The 19,569-nt window shown below is 48.4% G+C and carries 26 protein-coding genes; 17 read left to right on the top strand and 9 right to left on the bottom strand.

Annotation, left to right across the window (positions count from 1 at the left end):
• Positions 1–45 precede the first annotated feature (45 nt).
• From CMM32_05235 to CMM32_05225, 3 genes are read right to left on the bottom strand one after another with little or no spacing between them, the layout of a single operon-like run.
• Positions 46–492, bottom strand: a complete 447-nt coding sequence (locus tag CMM32_05235; GenBank protein ID MBT06305.1) for a TIGR00701 family protein — start codon at positions 490–492, stop codon at positions 46–48.
• Entirely contained in the window at positions 489–1,559 is a 1,071-nt protein-coding gene (gene hemH / locus CMM32_05230; GenBank protein MBT06304.1) for a ferrochelatase, read from the bottom strand. The genes CMM32_05235 and hemH overlap by 4 nt, the downstream gene beginning before the upstream one ends.
• 11 nt (positions 1,560–1,570) lie before the next feature.
• On the bottom strand, positions 1,571–2,623 hold the full coding sequence (locus tag CMM32_05225; GenBank protein MBT06303.1) for a uroporphyrinogen decarboxylase: 1,053 nt from the start codon (positions 2,621–2,623) through the stop codon (positions 1,571–1,573).
• Between the two features lie 398 nt (positions 2,624–3,021).
• Between CMM32_05225 and CMM32_05220 the strand changes: the two genes are divergently transcribed.
• Genes CMM32_05220 through CMM32_05200 form a run of 5 tightly spaced genes read left to right on the top strand, consistent with a single transcriptional unit; the run spans position 3,022 to position 6,619 of the window.
• On the top strand, positions 3,022–3,828 hold the full coding sequence (locus tag CMM32_05220) for a phosphoenolpyruvate synthase regulatory protein (GenBank protein ID MBT06302.1): 807 nt from the start codon (positions 3,022–3,024) through the stop codon (positions 3,826–3,828).
• Between the two features lie 15 nt (positions 3,829–3,843).
• A complete protein-coding gene (locus tag CMM32_05215; protein MBT06301.1) occupies positions 3,844–4,461 on the top strand; it encodes a septum formation protein Maf in 618 nt (205 codons plus the stop codon).
• 2 nt (positions 4,462–4,463) lie between these two features.
• Positions 4,464–5,294 carry a shikimate dehydrogenase gene (locus CMM32_05210; GenBank protein MBT06300.1) on the top strand — a complete coding sequence of 277 codons (831 nt, stop codon included), beginning with the start codon at positions 4,464–4,466 and terminating at the stop codon, positions 5,292–5,294.
• Between the two features lie 49 nt (positions 5,295–5,343).
• Complete coding sequence (gene coaE / locus CMM32_05205; protein MBT06299.1) at positions 5,344–5,952, top strand: dephospho-CoA kinase; 609 nt, start codon at positions 5,344–5,346, stop codon at positions 5,950–5,952.
• Complete coding sequence (locus CMM32_05200) at positions 5,945–6,619, top strand: DNA polymerase III subunit epsilon (protein ID MBT06298.1); 675 nt, start codon at positions 5,945–5,947, stop codon at positions 6,617–6,619. The genes coaE and CMM32_05200 overlap by 8 nt, the downstream gene beginning before the upstream one ends.
• Before the next feature lie 30 nt (positions 6,620–6,649).
• Here the strand turns inward: CMM32_05200 and CMM32_05195 are convergent, their stop codons facing one another.
• Positions 6,650–7,159: a protein-export chaperone SecB gene (locus CMM32_05195; protein MBT06297.1), complete on the bottom strand. Its 510-nt coding sequence runs from the start codon at positions 7,157–7,159 to the stop codon at positions 6,650–6,652.
• An 86-nt stretch (positions 7,160–7,245) separates the two neighbouring features.
• On the opposite strand from CMM32_05195, the gene CMM32_05190 reads away from it, so the two are divergent.
• From CMM32_05190 to CMM32_05180, 3 genes are all read left to right on the top strand, one after another.
• On the top strand, positions 7,246–8,091 hold the full coding sequence (locus CMM32_05190; protein ID MBT06296.1) for a translocase: 846 nt from the start codon (positions 7,246–7,248) through the stop codon (positions 8,089–8,091).
• Positions 8,058–9,332, top strand: coding sequence for a murein transglycosylase (locus CMM32_05185; GenBank protein ID MBT06295.1), 1,275 nt, complete (start codon positions 8,058–8,060; stop codon positions 9,330–9,332). Before CMM32_05190 ends, CMM32_05185 begins: the two co-directional genes overlap by 34 nt.
• Positions 9,316–9,936: a DNA mismatch repair protein MutS gene (locus CMM32_05180; protein ID MBT06294.1), complete on the top strand. Its 621-nt coding sequence runs from the start codon at positions 9,316–9,318 to the stop codon at positions 9,934–9,936. Before CMM32_05185 ends, CMM32_05180 begins: the two co-directional genes overlap by 17 nt.
• Before the next feature lie 46 nt (positions 9,937–9,982).
• On the opposite strand, the gene CMM32_05175 is transcribed toward CMM32_05180, so the two are convergent.
• Positions 9,983–11,293: an HslU--HslV peptidase ATPase subunit gene (locus CMM32_05175; GenBank protein ID MBT06293.1), complete on the bottom strand. Its 1,311-nt coding sequence runs from the start codon at positions 11,291–11,293 to the stop codon at positions 9,983–9,985.
• Positions 11,290–11,859 carry an HslU--HslV peptidase proteolytic subunit gene (locus CMM32_05170; protein ID MBT06292.1) on the bottom strand — a complete coding sequence of 190 codons (570 nt, stop codon included), beginning with the start codon at positions 11,857–11,859 and terminating at the stop codon, positions 11,290–11,292. Before CMM32_05170 ends, CMM32_05175 begins: the two co-directional genes overlap by 4 nt.
• Before the next feature lie 181 nt (positions 11,860–12,040).
• Between CMM32_05170 and CMM32_05165 the strand changes: the two genes are divergently transcribed.
• From CMM32_05165 to CMM32_05125, 9 genes are all read left to right on the top strand, one after another.
• Positions 12,041–12,640 carry an imidazoleglycerol-phosphate dehydratase gene (locus CMM32_05165; GenBank protein ID MBT06291.1) on the top strand — a complete coding sequence of 200 codons (600 nt, stop codon included), beginning with the start codon at positions 12,041–12,043 and terminating at the stop codon, positions 12,638–12,640.
• Complete coding sequence (locus tag CMM32_05160; GenBank protein MBT06290.1) at positions 12,582–13,031, top strand: hypothetical protein; 450 nt, start codon at positions 12,582–12,584, stop codon at positions 13,029–13,031. Before CMM32_05165 ends, CMM32_05160 begins: the two co-directional genes overlap by 59 nt.
• Positions 13,032–13,043: 12 nt before the next feature.
• The gene (locus CMM32_05155; protein MBT06289.1) at positions 13,044–13,676 is read left to right on the top strand and encodes an imidazole glycerol phosphate synthase subunit HisH; all 633 of its coding nucleotides are present in this window, start codon (positions 13,044–13,046) and stop codon (positions 13,674–13,676) included.
• Positions 13,676–14,194 carry a GNAT family N-acetyltransferase gene (locus CMM32_05150; GenBank protein MBT06288.1) on the top strand — a complete coding sequence of 173 codons (519 nt, stop codon included), beginning with the start codon at positions 13,676–13,678 and terminating at the stop codon, positions 14,192–14,194. Before CMM32_05155 ends, CMM32_05150 begins: the two co-directional genes overlap by 1 nt.
• Positions 14,195–14,200: 6 nt before the next feature.
• Positions 14,201–14,932 carry a 1-(5-phosphoribosyl)-5-[(5-phosphoribosylamino)methylideneamino]imidazole-4-carboxamide isomerase gene (gene hisA, locus CMM32_05145; protein MBT06287.1) on the top strand — a complete coding sequence of 244 codons (732 nt, stop codon included), beginning with the start codon at positions 14,201–14,203 and terminating at the stop codon, positions 14,930–14,932.
• Positions 14,926–15,711, top strand: a complete 786-nt coding sequence (locus CMM32_05140) for an imidazole glycerol phosphate synthase subunit HisF (protein ID MBT06286.1) — start codon at positions 14,926–14,928, stop codon at positions 15,709–15,711. Before hisA ends, CMM32_05140 begins: the two co-directional genes overlap by 7 nt.
• Positions 15,712–15,737: 26 nt before the next feature.
• Positions 15,738–16,121: a phosphoribosyl-AMP cyclohydrolase gene (locus tag CMM32_05135; GenBank protein ID MBT06285.1), complete on the top strand. Its 384-nt coding sequence runs from the start codon at positions 15,738–15,740 to the stop codon at positions 16,119–16,121.
• Entirely contained in the window at positions 16,114–16,455 is a 342-nt protein-coding gene (gene hisE / locus CMM32_05130) for a phosphoribosyl-ATP diphosphatase (GenBank protein ID MBT06284.1), read from the top strand. The genes CMM32_05135 and hisE overlap by 8 nt, the downstream gene beginning before the upstream one ends.
• Before the next feature lie 28 nt (positions 16,456–16,483).
• Entirely contained in the window at positions 16,484–16,849 is a 366-nt protein-coding gene (locus CMM32_05125) for a histidine triad nucleotide-binding protein (protein MBT06283.1), read from the top strand.
• A gap of 54 nt (positions 16,850–16,903) precedes the next feature.
• On the opposite strand, the gene CMM32_05120 is transcribed toward CMM32_05125, so the two are convergent.
• From CMM32_05120 to rsmI, 3 genes are all read right to left on the bottom strand, one after another.
• A complete protein-coding gene (locus CMM32_05120; protein MBT06282.1) occupies positions 16,904–17,848 on the bottom strand; it encodes a glutathione synthase in 945 nt (314 codons plus the stop codon).
• 37 nt (positions 17,849–17,885) lie between these two features.
• Positions 17,886–18,506, bottom strand: coding sequence for a hypothetical protein (locus tag CMM32_05115; GenBank protein ID MBT06281.1), 621 nt, complete (start codon positions 18,504–18,506; stop codon positions 17,886–17,888).
• A gap of 132 nt (positions 18,507–18,638) precedes the next feature.
• Positions 18,639–19,562 (bottom strand): 16S rRNA (cytidine(1402)-2'-O)-methyltransferase, encoded by a 924-nt coding sequence (rsmI, locus tag CMM32_05110; protein ID MBT06280.1) that lies wholly within the window; start codon positions 19,560–19,562, stop codon positions 18,639–18,641.
• Between the last annotated feature and the right edge of the window lie 7 nt (positions 19,563–19,569).

The raw sequence follows: 19,569 nt of genomic DNA, 5'->3' as shown, positions 1-19,569 counted from the left end.
GTCAAATAGGCAGATTCTCTGGTAGATCAGTCGCCAGCGTCAGACTTAAAATGGTTTAACAACGACCATCAGAATAATGACAATCAAGAGGACCGTTGGCACCTCATTCAGCATGCGGTAAAATGCTTGCCCCCGCCTGTTCTCGTTGGTCTCAAAAGCTTTTTGCCAAACGGCCATGGCTGCGTGCATGCCACTCATTGCAACAACTGCCAGCATCTTTGTGTAGAACCAGGTCTCCGCCCAAACTGCAAATGGAGAAAGTGCCGTCAAAGCTAACCCCAACACCCAACTAACTGCCATTGCAGGACCCATGATAAAATTCAATAATCGTCTTTCCATTATTCGTAACGTAAGATCTAAGTCGGAATCGGGTTCCACACCAACATGATAGACGAAAAGACGAGGCAAATATAGCAGGCCCGCCATCCACGCTATTACGGCGATTAGATGAAAAGCCTTTATCCACACATAGAGTCCGGCAGTCTCATTCATGGTTTGTTCCCAGACGACACGGATGCATGGGCACCATATTTACCGCCAAGGCTTTTACAACATAGTTGTAGCTGTGGTGGACACCAGCTCGCTTCTTGAGGTTGAGGCTGACCACTATCACGACTAGCTGATTTTACCATATTTCCCAATGCCAACACAAAATCCTCCGATACACTAAGCGCTGGAACTCTTTGATAACTCTGCACGCCTACCCGTCGCGCCAAATCAGCATATTCTATATCAAGCTCGACCAGTGTTTCAGAATGTTCGGAAACAAAAGCTATCGGGACAATAACTAAAGATTTCCCCAAAGCACCAGCTTCAGCGATTAATTCTTCGGTGGATGGACCAATCCACCGAAGGGGGCCAACCCTACTCTGGTAACAAACCTCCCAATCCAAATGTGGGCACGCCAATTGTTTAACAATCGCCTTGGCTGTACATTCCACCTGATATTGGTATGGATCTCCCTTAGCAATTATCTTTTTGGGTAATCCGTGGGCAGAAAACAAAACCTTTTGAGAATTTTTAGGCGTGGTAGGTTCTAGAAACGGCCTAATCAGCTTAACATGGGCAGAAATAAAATGGGGGTTAGTCGCATAACACCCAACGATAAAGGTTGGCTTATCCAATCCGAGCTCAGCTGCTGCCTTGTTCCAATCTCCAACAGAAGACCCTGTGGTAGTTGTCGAATATTGGGGATAGAGGGGCACTAACACTATCTTTTCGGGATCATAACTCAGAACAGCTTTAACAGCTTCATAGCTTCGTGGATGCCAGTACCGCATCGATAAAAATACACGATAGTTAGCCCCTAAACTATCCCCTAGAGCCTGCCCCTGCACTTGTGACTCTTTTAAGAGCGGTGAACTACCCCCTAGTTTATCATAGATCAAACGTGCCACCGGAGCCCTTTTCCTGGATATGAGTTTTGCTAAGAACCATCGCAAGGGTCGTGGCACAGAAATAATCGCCGGATCATTAAATAGGTTAAAAAGAAATGGTTGAACCGATTCCTGCTTATCCGGTCCACCCAAATTCATCAAAACTACAGCACATTTACCCATACCGCCTTATCCTACGCAGCCCTCACTAGCTCTACCAAATCTCCTACATTTGATGGATCTGTATCCGGTAAAATTCCGTGCCCCAAATTAAATACGAATGGTCTGTGACCCATAGCATCTTTGATTTCCTGGACCGCCCTAACCATAGCAGCGCCCCCTCGACGTAAAATATGTGGATCTAGATTTCCCTGCACGACCGTCCCCGGCTGCAATGCTTTGTCTATCCAATCCAATGGAACCGTGTAATCTACCGATACACAATCAACCCCTGTTTTCTCGGGATAGTGCTTGTAATTTAAGCCACTCCCTTTCGGAAAGCCAATAATTGGAATATCTGTATATTTATCTTTAATGCGTTTCGTGATTTCTCTGACGGGCTTTATGCACCATCTCTCAAACTCACTAGGAGATAAAACACCCGCCCAGCTATCAAACAACTGTATGACCTCTGCTCCCGCTTCGACTTGACCCATTATGTGTAGAGTGATTGCTTCGATTAAATGTTTCATTAATTCATCAAAACCTCCTGAATCATCCATGGCCCAAGCTTTCACATTATTAAAACTCTTACTTGACCCACCCTCTACCATATAAGTCGCTACAGTCCAGGGAGCTCCCGCAAATCCTATCAAAGAAACATCAGGGCTTAACCTTGCCCGTACCTGCGCTATAGCCTCATACACTGGGCTTAAAGTTTCTCCGAGATTGCAATAGTTTAATTCTATTATTTGTTTTTCTGTTCTGATTGGTTTTAGTACTGGTCCTACACCGCGACTAAACTCAACCTTCTGGCCCAAGGCATCTGGTATGACTAAGATATCTGAGAATATAATTGCTGCATCAAAGCCATACCTATTAATAGGTTGTAAAGTGACTTCAGTAGCCAAGTCCGGGTTGTAACAAAGATCAAGAAAGTCGCCTGCCAATCCTCTTGTTCTCACATATTCAGGTAAATAACGGCCTGCCTGCCGCATTAACCAGATTGGGGGCGGGTTTAAATTCTCACCTTTCAAGGTTCGAACTAACAACTTTTCGGTCTCTTTAGGTTCTTTTAGAGTATTGATGACATAAGCCCCTTAATAAATAATATATAATATAGATATAAGATGATTGTTGATGTTGTTGTGAAAAGAATATCAAGGATTTAATTTTTTCCACTTTAAGAAATTTATCATCCCGCGTAGCTAACGAAATTCTCTTAAAGGCCTTGCCTGTTAATAACTAAAATATTGTAAATAACCCAGTAATTTACACGTGGGAACCTTGTTGAAAGACTAGATAAGAAATCAGGATAGATTTGTTATACCCGTTGTTACCACAATTTGGTTATCATGGTCTATGATAGAGAAACGAGTGGATATCCAGTTAAATAATATTGGATTAACAAGCTTTGCTTAAAAAGTAGTATAATGTCCACAATTATTCCTGATGGCATCCTATGAGTTACTAAGAGTTGGCTGGTATGAGCTCATTTCATCTTCATCTAATTTCGGACTCTACCGGTGAGACGGTTAGCGCGATAGCGCGGGCCGCGTTGGCTCAGTTTGATGAGATAGAAGTAGTGGAACACAATTGGTCGCTGGTACGAACCAAGGGGCAAATTGAGAAAATTTTAAGGATTATAGAGGAATGGCGTGGGGTTGTACTATATACCTTGGTTAAGACCGATTTAGCTGAGGTGTTGCAGAGAAGGTGTCGAACCCTGTCTGTTCCATGTGTCCCGGTTATGGAAGGGGTAATGGGGGCATTTAGCGGGTTTTTGAGCAGGAGTGTACAACAAAGGCCAGGGTATCAACATGAGCTGGATGACGAATACTTTGAGCGCATTGACGCAATGCAATTTGCCCTAAGGCATGATGACGGCCAATCACTGTACGATGTAGATACGGCTGACGTGATTTTGACCGGGGTATCACGGACGTCGAAAACACCAACCTGTGTGTATTTGGCAAACCGTGGGCTTAGGGCGGCCAATATACCTTTCATCTTAGGCCAGGAACTACCTTCAGCGCTGCTGAATGCGAAGAAGTCGTTGATAGTTGGGCTCACGACCAGTCCCGAACGGTTAGTTCAAATCCGCAGAAATCGGCTTCGCCAAATGAAGGAAGAAAGATTAGAGAATTATGTCGACTTGGAAGCCGTGCGCGCAGAGTTGAATAAAGCCCGGCGATTGTTTCAGGGACGGGGCTGGCCAATAATTGATGTTACACGGCGCTCTATAGAAGAAACGGCGGCAGCTGTGTTATCCCTCTACAGGGAAACGCAGTAAATTGGGTCCTTTGGTATGAGCAGCCACCCAGGCCGTTTGCGGAAGGTTGTATTGGCGTCCAGCAGTTCCGCTAGACAAAATGTCCTCAGGAATGCCGGTTTGGCGTTCGAGGTTTTGCCAGCAGACATAGATGAAGATGCCGTGAAAAAGAAGATGAGAGCAGAGGGCTGTTCCACGAAAGACACAGCACAAAGGTTGTCAGATCTGAAGGCACAAAAAGTCTCAGAACAAACAAGGCAGGCCTTTGTTGTTGGCGCAGACCAGATGCTTGATTCAGATGGTTGTTGGTTTGATAAACCAAAAAGTGTGCAGGATGCCCGGGATCAGCTGATGAAGTTAAGGGGTGGCAAACATAGGCTTTTCAGTAGCGTAAGCGTTGCATTGAATGGAGAGGTGCTGTTCCGACACAGTGAATGTTCGTCCATGACAATGCGGTATTTTTCAGATCGGTTTATTGGTTCATACGTTGAGTCAGAAAGAGACGACATTTGCCAATCTGTTGGTGGGTACAAGCTTGAGGGACTCGGTATCCAGCTGTTTGCCAAAGTGGAGGGCGGTTACTTTGATATCCTTGGTATACCTCTATTGCCATTGCTGGCTTTTTTGAGGACGCATGGGATTGTGGGAGACTGAGCATGGTAGCTAGTACCCGACTGGCAGGGGTTATGGGGTGGCCTGTGGAGCACTCCTTGTCGCCGAAATTGCACGGCTTTTGGTTGCGGGAAATGGGTATAAAGGGGCACTACATTCCCCTATCCGTGCAGCCAACAGATTTAGCCCGGGCACTTTGGTCTCTGCCAGCGCTAGGTTTCCGTGGGGTAAATATTACAATTCCCCATAAGGAACACGCGATCAATCTAGTGGATCACGTGACGCCTATAGCTCACCAGATCGGTGCTATTAACACTATAACCGTGAGGGAAGACGGATCACTGCACGGAACGAATACAGATGCCTTTGGTTTTGTCGAAAATCTAAAGGTGCACGCTCCTGAATGGGAAGTTGGACGGCCTGTACTTGTAATAGGAGCGGGAGGAGCCGCCCGCGCTGTTTGTGTGGGGTTGTTGGAGGCGGGGAGCACCGAAATTCGAATCTGTAACAGAACCCGCTCCCGGAGTGAAAGTTTGACGCGTGAGATCCAGGGGAACTGTATTGGGGTGGACTGGTCTGATAGGATGGAGGCATGCGAGGAAATTGGGTTGCTGGTTAACACAAGCAGTTTGGGTATGCATGGAGGCGAGCCTCTCAGCCTTGATTTGGATCGGTTACCTCACGAGGCTGTGGTTTCAGATATCGTGTATGTTCCTCTGGAAACCCCGCTTCTTGCGGCGGCCAAGCTTCGTGGCAATACGGTGGTAGATGGGTTGGGTATGCTGCTCTACCAAGCACAACCGGGCTTTTATTCGTGGTTCGGACAGAATCCCGCGGTTACTAGTAGGCTTAGAGCCCACATTATGAGCGAGTAGACGCTTGATAAAAGGCCCGATAATTCTTGGTTTGACTGGCTCAATAGCGATGGGAAAGAGTGAGACTTCAAAAATCTTCAGTCGATTGGGAATTCCGATCTTTGATGCTGACGCATCTGTCCACCAAATGTTAGACGAGGGCGGAGAGGCAGTGACGGCTGTGTCCGAGATCTTTCCGGGTGTCGTGCAGGGGCATGCAGTTGATAGGCGGATGCTTGGCGACCTGGTTTTTGGTAATGCGTGCAAGCTAAGAAAGTTAGAAGCTATATTGCATCCTTTAGTGGCTAAGGCGCGCAAGCGCTTTTTGCGATTGGCTGGGGCAGCACGGGCCCGGGTCGTGGTGATGGATGTACCACTGCTGTATGAGACTGGTGGCAAGGATGCATGTCATGCTGTAGTGGTCGTATCAGCTCCGAAGTTTGTCCAGCGTAGTAGGGCCTTGAGACGACCCGGTATGAGTGAAAAAAAGTTAGAAAATATTTTGGATAACCAGACACCGGATTACCTAAAACGTAAGCAGGCTGATTTTGTAGTGCCATCAGGTCTTGGGAAGCGAGCAGCTCTAATAAGGGTATCCAGTGTACTACGGAAAGTCCACTCGGGACATATTTCTGGGAAGAAATTAGTTATGCCAGTTGGAGGAGGCCATGGTGCGTGAAGTCGTGTTGGATACGGAGACAACCGGGCTAAACCATGAGGAAGGCCATCGAATAATCGAGATTGCTTGTGCAGAGCTGACGAACCACCTGCCAAGCGGGCGCACTTTTCATAGTTTTTTCAATCCTGAGCGGGGCGTAGACCTTTCGGCGACAGAAATCCACGGCTTGAGAACGGAGGACTTGGTCGACAAGCCGGTTTTTGAGCAACGAGCCTCTGAATTTTTAGCCTTTATTGGGGAAGACCCACTAATTATTCACAACGCCCAATTCGATATTAACTTCTTGAACGCCGAACTTGCTCGACTGCAGCTACCAATGCTTGATCTCGCTCGAACAATTGACACCTTAACCTTGGCTCGCAAGAAGTTTCCTGGTGCTCCAGCGAGCCTTGATGCTTTGTGCAGAAAATTTTCAATCGACAACTCAGCTAGGGAAAAACACAATGCGCTCCTTGATGTCGAACTACTAGCCCAAGTTTATATTGAGCTTATAGGTGGTAGACAAACTGACCTCCGCTTGACCAGTGTCACTGACGAGGGGTCACAGGCACCTTCGCCAGCGAAGCCAAGAGAGCGGAATTGGCCTAAACATACACCAAGCGCCGAGGAGCGCGCAGCGCATGTGAAGTTTTTAGAAAAACTTACTAACCCGCTTTGGACGTCTTAGGCGGAGGAACCAGATATCATCGGCCGATAATTATTTCTTTGGGCTACCGGCGGATGCGCTTTGCTCGCGTTTTCTGTTCATGTACATTTGCGCGAAGTCTATGGGTTCCAGCATAAGAGGCGGATAACCACCATCCCTGCAGCAGTCCGCTATGATCCGTCTGGCGAATGGAAATAGGAGACGAGGACACTCTATCAGAAGAGCCGGCTCAATTTGTTCTGCTGGCAGGCCAGTAATGGAAAAGCGGCCACTGTAAGTTAGTTCAACCACAAACACAGGCTTATCATCTAGCGCAGCTTTTGCAGTAATGCTTAGTTCTGCTTCTTGTTGGTTCTCCGCTATGTTGCGGCCTGTTACGTTCACTGCTATGTCGATTTTTGGAGGATTTCCCGTGGTAAATTGTTCGCCTGCACCCGGATTCTCAAATGAAAGGTCTTTTATGTGTTGGCTGTGCGAAATTATTCGTCGTCTCTGTGTGGTTTGGGTGGTCGCTTGTGCTGATTGATCCGCGTCTGCAGTTGGCTGTGTTTTGTCTGACAAAATATGCCTCCCCGGGACTAGTTTATTGGCACCACCCACCACTCGCTATCATGGATTGGCGTCAGTGACAACTCATCCAATAGGATATGGCTGCGCTTCTTCTCGTCTGGGCCCTTGTTTGTCACCCTGTTTGTCCTTATGTCAATACTACGCATTGTGGCGATGTCACGTGGCGCTGGACCAAACGCATGCAAGAGACTAGAGTCCTTGTTGGGATCGACGTTAGCTATACCAAGGATAAGGGATTTAAATCTAATAAAGTTATGAACAGCGATTTACAACTTTTAGACATACTTATATTTGCCATGGTCGCGGGCTTTCTCTTTTTGCGGTTACATCGTGTCTTGGGCAAACGGACTGGAAATGAGAGACCCNCGGGTAGGCTGACCGAGGAAGAGATGCCGGGTGTGGACGTTGTGCCCCTCCATCCTAATCAAACTGAGCCTGATGAGGCGTCGAACACCGAATCCACGGAAGATCCAATTCCGGGCATGGAAGACCTTAAGACCGCGGACCCCCTTTTTCGGGCCGATGAGTTTGTGACTGGGGTTGAGATTGCTTTTGAGATGATAGTGGAGGCGTTTGGCCGTGGTGATACGGAAGTGTTAAAAGGCTTGTTAGATAAACAAACCCTTCAGGGTTTTGAGGCCGAGATAGAGCGGCGATCCAAGGCCAACGAAGAGGTCGATGTGAGCCTTATTTCCATAGATTCTTGTCAGGTTGTTGAGGTGCAGATGAAAGCCAGCATTGCTCGTGTGACGGTGAATATCGTTAGTAAACAGATACATATGGTNCGAAACGGGCAAACTGGAGAGATCGTCGAGGGAGATAATGAGAAAGTGGGCACTGTCAATGATCTTTGGACGTTTGCGCGGGATGTTCAGTCACAGGACCCTAATTGGCGGTTGGTGGAAACTCGGCTCGGCAGTTAATCGAGCTAACGGAGAAAAACGTCTTGGCTAAAGCGCCCCGCTTCAAGCGGTGGTCCGGCATTTTCAGCCTCTTGGTTATGGCGGGTCTAATTGGCCCTATTTGGACAGCTATCTATCTGGTGCCTAGGGGGGGGACAGATTTGGTAAGCCTAGTCAGGGTGGACTACGCTGACCTTGCAGGATGGAGCCTAGACAAGCACGGGGAGGCAATACCGGCACTCAGAAAATCTTGCAACCTTTTTTTGCTCAGAGATTCTGGAGAAAAGGTTGGGCCCAATGGCATCGGTGGCTACGTCAAAGACTGGCAGGAGCCGTGCTCAGATATTGGAGGGATTGATGAGCATGATCANCATCAAGCCAAAGCTTTCTTTGAGCGATGGTTTACCCCTTTTTTGGTTGGGTCAGGGGGTCGCGAAATAGGGCTTTTTACAGGCTATTATGAGCCGGAAATCCAAGGCTCTTTGGACCGAGACGATGAGTTTTCCGTGCCTATTTATGCGAAGCCACCTGGCCTCTTTTCGATAAACCTTGGCGAATTCCAAGATAGTCTTGTAGGAGAAAGAATATCCGGGCACCTGGTTGGTGGAAGGTTTAAGCCATTTGCGACCCGTGGCGAGATAGAGGCAGGGGCGCTGGACGGGAGAGACCTAGAGTTGCTCTGGGCTAAGGACCCGATAGCTGTGTTTTTTCTCCATGTACAGGGTTCGGGAAGGGTGACCTTACCAGACGGAAGGTCCGTTAGGCTAGGGTATCATGCCCAAAATGGCCATCCGTATCGGTCCATTGGACGAGAGTTGGTCTTACGTGGGCACCTGGCCCGTGAAGAAGTGACAATGCAGTCAATTCGGAGATGGTTGCAGGAGAACCCGAACCAACAATCGGATATTTTGAANCAAAATAAATCTTTTATATTTTTTAGAGTGGTAAGNGGNGATGGTCCTGTAGGTGCTCAAAATGTTTCGTTAACTCCGCGGAGGTCGTTGGCTATTGATTTAAGGCATATGCCTCTTGGGGCCCCTCTTTGGATTGATACCGACGCGCCTCTGGCGCCGGGAAGTGACACAAAATGGCAAAGACTAATGGTTGCCCAGGATACTGGAGGGGCCATTCGGGGGGTTGTTAGGGGCGATATTTTCTGGGGGGGAGGCAGCGAGGCCGCTCAAATTGCAGGCCGAATGAAACATCGTGGCCGTTATTACCTCTTGCTTCCAACCGGAAGTATATATGAGGATAGCCAATAATAAACCCGGGAGACACCCGTTTTATGGACCAAGGCATGGGAATATGGTGAAGGCAAGGGATGGGAAGTGTCGTGTCCCAGGCAAACTAACCGACGAAGATATCATGCTCTGGCAGCGAGTAACCCAGGGGGATCGAGTTTTGTCGGGAAGGAATTATTCGAAAAGGGCTAATAGAGTGCAGGCTTCCCCAGGTCCGTCTCCCAAAAAACCATATAAAGAAGCAATCCCCCCAGGCGCCCAGCCGAAATTGGTCCACGTAAGTCGGGTGCGCCAGGGGAGNGGGCTAGATAAGCGTACTAGCACNAGGTTAAAGCGGGGGCAGATCCCTATAGATTCTCGTTTGGATCTCCATGGCCTAACTCAAGGAGAGGCCAGGGCATTTTTGGCACAGGCTCTAGCAACAGCCCAGGGAAAAGGAGAAAGGTGTGTATTGGTGATTACTGGTAAGGGCCTACGTCGAGAGGGGGGAGGTATATTAAGGGCCAAGCTGCCCCAGTGGCTGGCGGACCCAAAGATCCGACCCCTTATTCTTGCTAGTGAGCGAGCACGGCCTCAACATGGTGGCGATGGCGCTACCTATGTATTGCTCCGGAGATTGCGTTAGGGGTTGCTTAAGGCGCCCGTGTTTGCGGAANATTGCACACCAAAGATTACAAAATGAATTTACTGAGATCTGCGCTACTCACGAGGTCTCCTATGTTGGCTTGGACAAAACTGTCATCAACCACTAGGTCCGTACCCGCTTTGTCGGTGGCAGTGAAACTAATATCCTCTAACAGCTTTTCCATAACAGTGTGCAATCTTCTCGCTCCAATGTTTTCCACGCCGTGATTTATTTCGTTAGCGAGAGTGGCAATGGCGTCGATGCCAGTATCAGTAAACGAGAGTGTCACATCCTCTGTTGCCATTAATGCGGTGTATTGGCGGGGCAGACTATTTTCGGGTTCGTTTAGTATTTGAATCAGGTCCTGTCTTTCTAGCGATTTTAATTCAACCCGAATAGGAAGCCTGCCCTGAAGTTCCGGCAGTAAATCCGAAGGTTTTGCAGTGTGGAAAGCACCTGATGCAACAAACAAAATATGGTCTGTGCGCACTTGTCCATGTTTGGTTGCGACAACTGTGCCTTCAATTAAGGGAAGAAGATCTCGTTGTACTCCTTCGCGACTAACGTCGGCACCCATCTTATCGGAGCGGGCACATATTTTGTCCAGTTCGTCTAGGAATACGATACCATTGTTTTCTGTTGCCTCTACAGCAGCCCGAGTTAATTTTTCATCATCCAGAAGTTTGTCGCTTTCCTCCGCTATAAGGAGCTCGTAGCTCTCCGCTACCGTCAGTTTGCGCTCTTGCATCCGACTGCCGAGAGTTTTTCCCAGGATCTCATTCAGATTAATCATGCCCATTTGGGCCCCAGGCATGCCCGGGATATCAAAAGTGGGCATTCCTGATGCATGACCTTCTTGNAATTCCAGAGTGATTTCTCGTTCATCCAGCTCACCATTTCGGAGCATTTTNCTGAATTTTGTCCGCGTGTCATTGCTAGCATTTTCACCCACTAGCGCTGCCAAGACTCGTTCCTCGGCGGCTCCGTGGGCTCGGGCCTCTACCTCTTTACGCAATTTCTCCCGGGTCATGTTTATTGAGATTTCCACTAAATCACGAATAATGGAGTCCACGTCACGACCCACATAGCCTACCTCGGTAAACTTAGTTGCTTCCACCTTTATGAAGGGCGCCTCCGACAATCGAGCAACTCGCCTCGCAATTTCAGTTTTTCCGACACCGGTTGGTCCTATCATTAGGATGTTTTTGGGCAGGACCTCCTCCTTGAGGTCATCCTCTAATTGCTGTCTTCTCCATCTGTTCCGAAGCGCAATGGCCACCGCACGCTTGGCATCATGTTGGCCTACGATGAATCGATCAAGTTCAGACACAATCTCGCGGGGGGTGAAGGACGTCATGCTGTTCTCCCCGTCGCATCTAAGGATTCAACTATGATGTTGTTATTTGTGTAAATACAGATCTCTGCCGCAATCGACATCGATCTAGTTGCTATAGTATTTGCGTCGAGGCCATCTACTGTGGAGAGTGCTCGGGCCGCTGCAAGGGCGTAAGGGCCGCCGGAACCTAGGCCTATCAAACCATCCTCCGGTTCTAGAACATCGCCGTTACCCGATAACAAGAGGGAGGTTTTGGAGTCCGCGACGGCCATCATCGCCTCTAATTTTCTGAGATATCGATCTGTTCGCCAGTCTTTTGCAAGCTCGACACACGCCCGGGTGAGTTGACCTGGATGCTGTTCTAGTTTTCCTTCTAGCCGTTCAAAAAGTGTGAAGGCATCTGCAGTGGCACCAGCGAAGCCCGCTAGTATTTTCCCATTTCCCAACCGCCGCACTTTGCTGGCATTAGATTTAATGATGGTTTGTCCAAAGGACACCTGTCCGTCCCCGGCCAGGACTACGGAATTGCCCCGTCGAACTGAAAGTATCGTGGTAGCGTGCATACTGATTTCTTGATGCTGCGACATTAAAGCAGTCCTTTTAGAAAGAGCCAGTCTGGTCGACATAGTAAGAGGTTGGGTCTCAATTGGGCAATTGCAAGGGGGCCTTGCGGGTGGTTGATTTTAGTCCTTTTACCTGAAGACCTGGTCTAGAAGGCTGGTTCTTGCTACAACTTACCAACTGTTTAGGCAAACTAGGGTTGCGAATATGAGAGAAGCCTCAGTNGAGCGTACGACCAAGGAGACGGAAATAAAGGTGAAGCTGACCCTAGAGGGTCGGGGACTTTATGACGTGAAGACCGGNATTGGTTTTTTAGATCATATGTTGGAACAGTTGTCCCGGCACAGTTTGATGGATTTGGTAGTTAGAGCTAAGGGCGATTTGCATATCGATTATCATCACACTACGGAGGATACCGGGCTTGCCATCGGGCAGGCTGTTTCCCAAGCTCTGGGTAATCGGTCAGGGATTACCCGGTTTGGGTCAGCCTTGATCCCCATGGATGAGACCTTAACCAGGGTGGCGATAGATCTGTCTGACAGGCCCTATTTAGTCTGGAAAGTTGATGTTCCTAGGCCCAAGTTGGGTGAGATGGATACCGAACTATTCAAGGAATGGTTTCAAGCCTTTGCCCAAACTGCTGGTGCCACCCTCCATGTACAGAATCTCTACGGAGAAAACACCCACCATATTGTGGAGTCCTGTTTCAAGGGGTTGGCAAGAAGTCTCGGTGCCGCTGTAGCCATAGATCCACGACAAGGGCAGACGGTTCCTTCCACCAAGGGCAAGCTGTCCGGAAAACCTTAAAGTAGTTAGAAGGCTAAATGTAGTGCAACCCTATATTGTCTACCGAAGACCCGGGCAAGCTCGAGGCCATGAAGTTTTCGTCAAGCAGACCTTTTCCTGGTGGGCTTTCTGCTTCAGTATCTGTTGGGCGTTGTATCATCGTGCATGGGGTGTGCTCCTTGTGGCTTTGATAATTTTTTCTGTGCTTTATATCGTTTGGAGTGCCAATTTTTTTTCAGCCCCTTTTTGTCTGGCAATGGCATTAGCCTTGAGTGCATTGTTGGGCTTCCATGCGAGCGATTGCAGGTGCCATGTGCTGGAGAAAAAAGGCTTTACGCTGGCTGCAATAATTATAGAGAGAAGTCATGAAGCCGCCGAGGCTGTTTTTTTCTCTCGCGAGACACCGGTTTAATAGGGTGGCGCGGTGCTAGCAGTAATTGATTACGGCTCGGGAAACCTGAAGTCCGTTTCGCAAGCCCTCTCGAAGGCCGTTAGCCAGGCTGGGCTTCGCGAAGAGGTGATTGTTACAAGAAATCCAGCGGACATATATGCTGCAGAAAGATTAGTGCTGCCAGGGGTTGGAGCTTTTGGTGACTGCATGTTGGGCCTTCGAGGAGTTCCAGGAATGATTGCCGCGATCCAGGAAGTCACCCTAAAGCTGGGGAGGCCTTTTCTCGGCATATGTGTTGGCATGCAACTGATGGCGGATCTTGGTACTGAGAATGGCACGCACGAGGGGTTGTCATGGATAGGGGGTGAGGTAAGTCCCCTTCCTAAGGGAGATTGGAAGGTTCCCCACATGGGGTGGAATAACTTAAGGATTTTGAGACACCACAATGTGTTTAAGGATATTCCACAAAACACAGACTTTTATTTTGTCCATAGCTACCATTTCAGGTGCGAGAGCGAGAGCCATTGTCTTGCGACCACCGATTACCATGTGCCCATTTGCTCCACTGTTGGGAGGGATAATGTGTTAGGTGTTCAGTTTCATCCGGAAAAAAGTCAGTCTCAAGGAATCCGGTTTTTGACAAATTTTTTATTGTGGCGGCCGTGATGTCCANACTGACTGTTGACCTAGTTGAAAAATTTCGGCGTATTGATCTCATAGATTTAGCTGAGGCTACCCATGAGGCTATTAACGACGGCATAGGCTTTAGTTGGGTGAGGCCGCCCTCCAACCAGCGCTTGGAGGCCTATTGGAAGGGTGTTTTAGTGGTGCCAGAAAGGGACCTCTTTATTGGTCGTTTGGATGGGTCGGTGGCAGGGTCCATTCAGCTTTTGCGTCCGCCCCCAAATTTTGAGGCTGGTGTGTTTTCCGCTTCAATAGACACTCATTTCGTTGCCCCCTGGGCGAGGGGGCATGGGCTAGCTAAGATGTTGCTGGAAGCGGCAGAGGAGGCCGCGCTAAAATCCGGTCTAACGGTCATGCGGTTGGAGGTCCGAGCTTCCCAAGAAAGGGCTGTAGCCTTATATCAGACCTGCGGTTACAGACGATGGGGGACACTTCAGAAATATCACCTAGTGGATGGGGGGTTTGTGCCCGGGTATTTTTATGTGAAGGATTTGGCATAAGATATCATGATTATTTATCCCGCTATTGACTTAAAGGATGGAAAGTGTGTGAGGCTTCTCAGAGGGGACATGAAAGCGGCTACAGTATTTTCAGAAGATCCAATTGCTCAAGTGTGCAATTTTTCTGAACAGGGCTTTTCATGGCTACACATTGTAGATCTCAATGGGGCCTTTGAGGGGCGTGCTTTTCACGGACATCTGATTAAAGAAATGGTGAAGGTTACAGATCTCAAAGTGCAGCTAGGCGGTGGCATTCGAAGCGCAGAAGCGCTTGAATCTTGGATAGGCGCTGGCGTTTCAAGAGTAATTCTGGGAACGGCAGCATTGCATAACCCGTACTTCGTTAAGAGTGCGTGCAAAAACTTTCCAGGCAAAATAGTCGTGGGGATAGATGGTCGGAACGGAATGGTTGCTGTCAACGGGTGGGTGGAACAGTCCGAGACCCCGGTCATAGAGTTAGGTAAAAGATTTGAAGACGAAGGGGTTTCTGCCATTATTTATACCGATATCGAACGGGATGGAGCTATGTCTGGTGTTAACTTGGAGGCAACGGCAGCTTTTGCTAATTCCTTGTCTATACCTGTGATTGCCTCAGGGGGCGTTGCCTCGATGGAAGATTTGCGGGCTCTGAAAAAGTTAGAGCGGAGAAACGTTGAAGGTGTAATTGTTGGCCGGGCCTTGTACCAGGGGGGGATTGATCCCCAGGAGGCCTTGGCGCTCATGGCTGCGAAATGCTGAAAACGAGACTGATCCCATGTTTGGATGTTGATGNCGGAAGAGTTGTAAAGGGTGTCAACTTTGTAAACTTGGTAGATGCGGGCGATCCCGTGGAACAAGCCGCTGTATACGATGCGGCAGGNGCAGATGAGCTCTGTTTTTTGGATATCACCGCCTCCAGTCACCGCAGAGATATCATGTTGGATGTTGTTGCCCGCACGGCTACTCAATGTTTTATGCCTTTAACGGTTGGTGGGGGAGTGCGGGAAACAGAAGATATTAGGAGACTTTTGATTTCTGGAGCGGATAAGGTTTCCATAAATACAGCTGCGGTGGCAAGGCCAGAGCTGGTTTCTGAGGCCTCGGAAAAATTTGGACGGCAATGCATAGTGGTAGCGGTGGATGCGAAAGCCAATACTGATAATAGTTGGGAGGTGTTCACCCATGGTGGAAGACATGGAACCGGTTTAGACGTTGTCGACTGGGCCAGGCGTCTTGAGGACTTAGGGGCCGGGGAGATACTGCTCACCTCAATGGATCGAGATGGGACTAAGGTGGGCTTTGACGTGGCGCTGACTAAAGCCGTATCTGGCGCAGTTGGCATACCTGTAATAGCTTCAGGTGGTGCTGGTGACTTGAACCACCTAGTAGAGGTTGTTCGAGATGGACATGCCAATGCTGTTTTGGCTGCTTCGATATTTCATTTTGGTGAGTGTTCTGTTGGGGGAGCTAAAGAATTTATGGCGAAAGCTGGAATTTCGGTGCGCCCGGTTATCCCTGTGGATTGGAAAGAGTCTTAGCAACGATAAAAGGGGAGGAACCCAAAATGAAGGCCGATGCCTCTGAAAGGATTCGATTCGATAAAGCTGGACTGATCCCCGTGGTGGCTCAACAATATAATACAGGAGAAGTGCTAATGGTCGCCTGGATGGATCTTGAGGCATTCAATGCAACACTTAGCACGGGGTGGATGCATTATTTTTCCCGTAGCCGTCAGCAACTTTGGCAGAAAGGGGAGCAATCAGGCCAACGGCAATCTCTCGTTGAGCTTCTCTTGGATTGCGATGGGGATACCTTGCTAGCGTTAGTCGACCAGACAGGGGTAGCTTGTCATACTGGGCGAAGGAGCTGTTTTTTTACTCGGCTGTCCGAGATGGAGCCGAGGGAAATTAGGAACGTCTTAAAAAGCCGGGAGCAGTTGTATGGCTGATAATTCAGGGATCATTTTGGCGGAGTTATTTGACGTTATCAGGGCGCGTCGTTCGGCCGATCCAAAGGTTTCGTATGTGGCTGGACAGTTTTCAGGTGGCAAAGAACGGATTGGCCAAAAAGTAGGTGAAGAGGCTGTGGAGGCCGTAATAGCTGGGGTAATGGATAATAAGGAAGGACTGGTTTCTGAAAGTGCTGACCTGTTATTTCATCTGATGATGTTTTGGGAGATTAATGAAGTAACGCCATCAGATGTTTATAGGGAATTGAAGAGGCGTCAGGGAATTTCCGGCTTAGACTCGCGCAAGGCGGGCAAACATCCTTCGTCCCGATAAAATAAGCTGAGGGTGTGGGAGCGATAATATGGTTTACAACAAAGAAAATGTGTTTGCTCAAATTTTGAGGGGGCAATTGGAGGCAAACAAGGTTTATGAGGACGAGCATGTTTTAGCTTTTCATGATATTGCCCAACTAACTCCTGTCCACGTTTTAGTGATACCCAAGGGAGAGTATGTATCTCTCGATGATTTTGTTGCCCAGGCTAGCGACGCAGAGCTGGCTTCCTACATGAGGGCCCTAGGGAAGGTTGCTAGGATGATGGGGGTGGCGGAGTCGGGTTTCCGAGTGGTTAGTAACAACGGCAACGACGCAAATCAGGAGGTAATGCATTTTCATAGCCATGTTTTCGGTGGCAAACGGCTGGGCAGTGGTGCCGAAAGACGAAATTAGGAGATCTTGTTTTATGAGGATACAATACTAGNGACTACNGCGGTTACAAATAGGCTATGTTTTTANTCGTTTCTCTATCACATCCCAAAACTGATGTGATAAGTCGACACCTGTAAATCTTTCGTACTCCTGAATGCCCGTTGGCGAAGTTACATTGATCTCTGTTAGATAGTTCCCAATAACATCTATCCCAACGAATAATAGACCCTCTCTCTGAAGTTTGGGCCCGATTAGTTGGCAAATATCATGATCTCGTGACGTAAGGTCAGTCGGTTTAGGTGTGGCGCCGACGTGCATATTTGCCCTGACTTCCCCGTCACGGGGCACGCGATTTATAGCGCCCACTGGTGCTCCATCAATCAATAATATGCGTTTGTCTCCGCGTCGGACTTCAGGCAAGTAACGTTGAATAATCAAAGGTTCACGTGACAAGCCAAGCAGTGTTTCTAAAAGCACATTGAAGTTTTCGTCTCCCCGCCGAATGTGAAAAACACTTGCTCCACCGTTGCCGAAGAGGGGCTTAACAATTACATCTTCATGTTCAGCACGGAAAGCTCTCGCAGCTNCGGGATCCGANGTGATTAGGGTGGGCGGCATTACGTCCGGGAAATGTGTCACCAAGAGTTTTTCAGGAGAGTTTCGNACCGCTTCTGGGTTATTAACTATCAGGGTTTGCGGCTGGAGATGTTCTAGAATGTGGGTTGCGGTAATATATGCCATATCGAAAGGTGGGTCTTGGCGCATCAAAATGACATCCATCATTTTGAGGGACGATAACGTCTCATCCCCTACTCTATAAAAGGGGTCTTTATTCGTATCGATTTNGAAAGATCTAGTCCGGGCTANCACCTCCGTCATGTTTAACGTTAGGGACGTGGATAGGTAATGAAATAGCTTGTGGCCGCGCTGCTGGGCTGCACGAGCGAGCGCAAGGGTGGAATCGGCCGACGGGTCAATGGTNTCCAGTGGATCCATCTGGACTCCGATAGTTAGCGTCATAAATTTATCTCCAGTTCTCCGATCTAGCCAAATATATTTATCTTGAACGCGACGGATTATCAGCAAGCCAGATATAGTTCACAAATCGTTTCACGTAACGAATGGCTCGTGCATGGGCCACAACTTTCTCAAGCTCATCCTGGCTCTGGGCAACTCCTATAATATATAGAACGTTATTATGGGCGACCATTTTATAGTTGATGTCAGAAACAATTTTATCACCCAGCAATCTGGCTTGGAGAGATGTTTTTATAAATTTGTCGCGGGCAATTTGGGTCACATTATTGGTTTCCTGAATTTCTATTTCGTTTAAGACTTCCCGCACTCCCTTTACTCCCCAAACTATTTGGTTCACCTGATCTCTTAAGGTGGTGTTCTTCACATTGCCAGTGATCAGGACCCTTCCCTCGAAGATGGTGGTGTTAAGGGACCAAAACGTTTCGCGGAAAGAACTTTCGAGAAGCTTTTTGTTGATTGTAACCTTGAGCAGGGTGTCTCCCCATATTTCTTCTACCGGGCGATCTTCAGCAAGCGCGAGACCTGTCCGGGCGCCTGCTCCCAGAACTGTGCCAGTTGGACTACACCCTTGGAGAAAATGGGCCAGGACACCCAAAATAAAGGCTGTAGTTAGGGTCTTGAGTATTGAAGGTGATAGCATACGATTTTGTCTTAGCTTTTGGTGGGAACCACTTTATTTTATGGGTTTCGTATTATGAATCTGCGTATAAATATAAGCTGTTTGCCTCTGATATGTAACCTGACCTTAGTCTTAAAATAATCTGGCCTGCCCCTACTCCTTAATTTTTTTTAGCTCCAGGGCTCTTTTATACAGCACACGTTTACTCAACCCTGTCGAGTTAGCCATGTATTGCACAGCGCTTTTTGTATTCATGTGTTCCAAGGCCAGGCGCAAGGGCTCGGTGACTTCTTCTAATTGGGCTCTCAGAAGAGATTCAAGCTGTTGCGTGGTGGGTGGGCCAATAACGATTGCGAGCTCTCCCCTCGGGTTTTCAGATTTGCTTTGATATCTTTCCGCCAATTGGGCTAGACCTCCCCGCTCTATGTGCTCATGTAGTTTTGTTAACTCGCGGGCTAGCGTAGCCTTGCGGTCGCCGAGAGCCGAATACAAGTCCTTCAGGGTGGCGCCAAGTTTTCTAGGGGATTCTAAGACGATAATCGTTACGGAAATTGTGGTCAGTTCATTCAAGGCGCGCTTCCGATTCGCGCCCCCACTGGGCAAAAAACCGCCAAAAAAATATTTGTCGGGCGGCAACCCAGAAGACATTAAAGCGGCCGTTGGCGCTGAGGGACCGGGCAAGGGCACTACAGGCACATTCTCCTCTAATGCCTCAACCACTAGTTTATACCCAGGGTCGGATATCAAAGGGGTGNCCGCATCGNAGACCAAGGCAACAGAGGCGCCTCCTGCCAAAAGGCTGAGTAGTCTTCTCCTAGCCTTGGCCCCATTGTGATCATGATATGCTACGCGTCGGGTGCGTATTCCATATCGAGACAAGAGGTTTCCGGTGTGCCTAGTATCTTCGCAAGCAATTATATCGACACTGTCTAGTGTTTTCAGTGCCCTTAAAGTGATATCCTCGGCGTTACCTATAGGGGTGGGGACTATATAGAGGCCAGTTTCAGGTGGTGCCGTATAACTTTCGCGTAGGTTGTCAACCAGTGCAGCAAAATCAGGGCTTTTACTTTTATCAATTCTGGGG

Source organism: Rhodospirillaceae bacterium, from assembly GCA_002728255.1.
In the GTDB taxonomy this organism is placed as follows: Bacteria; Pseudomonadota; Alphaproteobacteria; order UBA7887; family UBA7887.
Note: the sequence above shows the minus strand (reverse complement) of the source record. Positions and strands in the feature narration are given on the sequence as shown.

What these genes read in the sequence shown, in the direction of transcription:
- hisE (MBT06284.1), top strand. Translation starts at nt 16,114, where the DNA reads ATGGCTGATAATTCAGGGATCATTTTGGCGGAGTTATTTGACGTTATC.
- coaE (MBT06299.1), top strand. Translation starts at nt 5,344, where the DNA reads ATGGGAAAGAGTGAGACTTCAAAAATCTTCAGTCGATTGGGAATTCCG.
- CMM32_05210 (MBT06300.1), top strand. Translation starts at nt 4,464, where the DNA reads ATGGTAGCTAGTACCCGACTGGCAGGGGTTATGGGGTGGCCTGTGGAG.
- hemH (MBT06304.1), bottom strand. Translation starts at nt 1,559, where the DNA reads ATGGGTAAATGTGCTGTAGTTTTGATGAATTTGGGTGGACCGGATAAG.
- CMM32_05115 (MBT06281.1), bottom strand. Translation starts at nt 18,506, where the DNA reads ATGCTATCACCTTCAATACTCAAGACCCTAACTACAGCCTTTATTTTG.
- hisA (MBT06287.1), top strand. Translation starts at nt 14,201, where the DNA reads ATGATTATTTATCCCGCTATTGACTTAAAGGATGGAAAGTGTGTGAGG.
- CMM32_05215 (MBT06301.1), top strand. Translation starts at nt 3,844, where the DNA reads ATGAGCAGCCACCCAGGCCGTTTGCGGAAGGTTGTATTGGCGTCCAGC.
- CMM32_05135 (MBT06285.1), top strand. Translation starts at nt 15,738, where the DNA reads ATGAAGGCCGATGCCTCTGAAAGGATTCGATTCGATAAAGCTGGACTG.
- CMM32_05125 (MBT06283.1), top strand. Translation starts at nt 16,484, where the DNA reads ATGGTTTACAACAAAGAAAATGTGTTTGCTCAAATTTTGAGGGGGCAA.
- CMM32_05170 (MBT06292.1), bottom strand. Translation starts at nt 11,859, where the DNA reads ATGTCGCAGCATCAAGAAATCAGTATGCACGCTACCACGATACTTTCA.
- CMM32_05235 (MBT06305.1), bottom strand. Translation starts at nt 492, where the DNA reads ATGAATGAGACTGCCGGACTCTATGTGTGGATAAAGGCTTTTCATCTA.
- CMM32_05220 (MBT06302.1), top strand. Translation starts at nt 3,022, where the DNA reads ATGAGCTCATTTCATCTTCATCTAATTTCGGACTCTACCGGTGAGACG.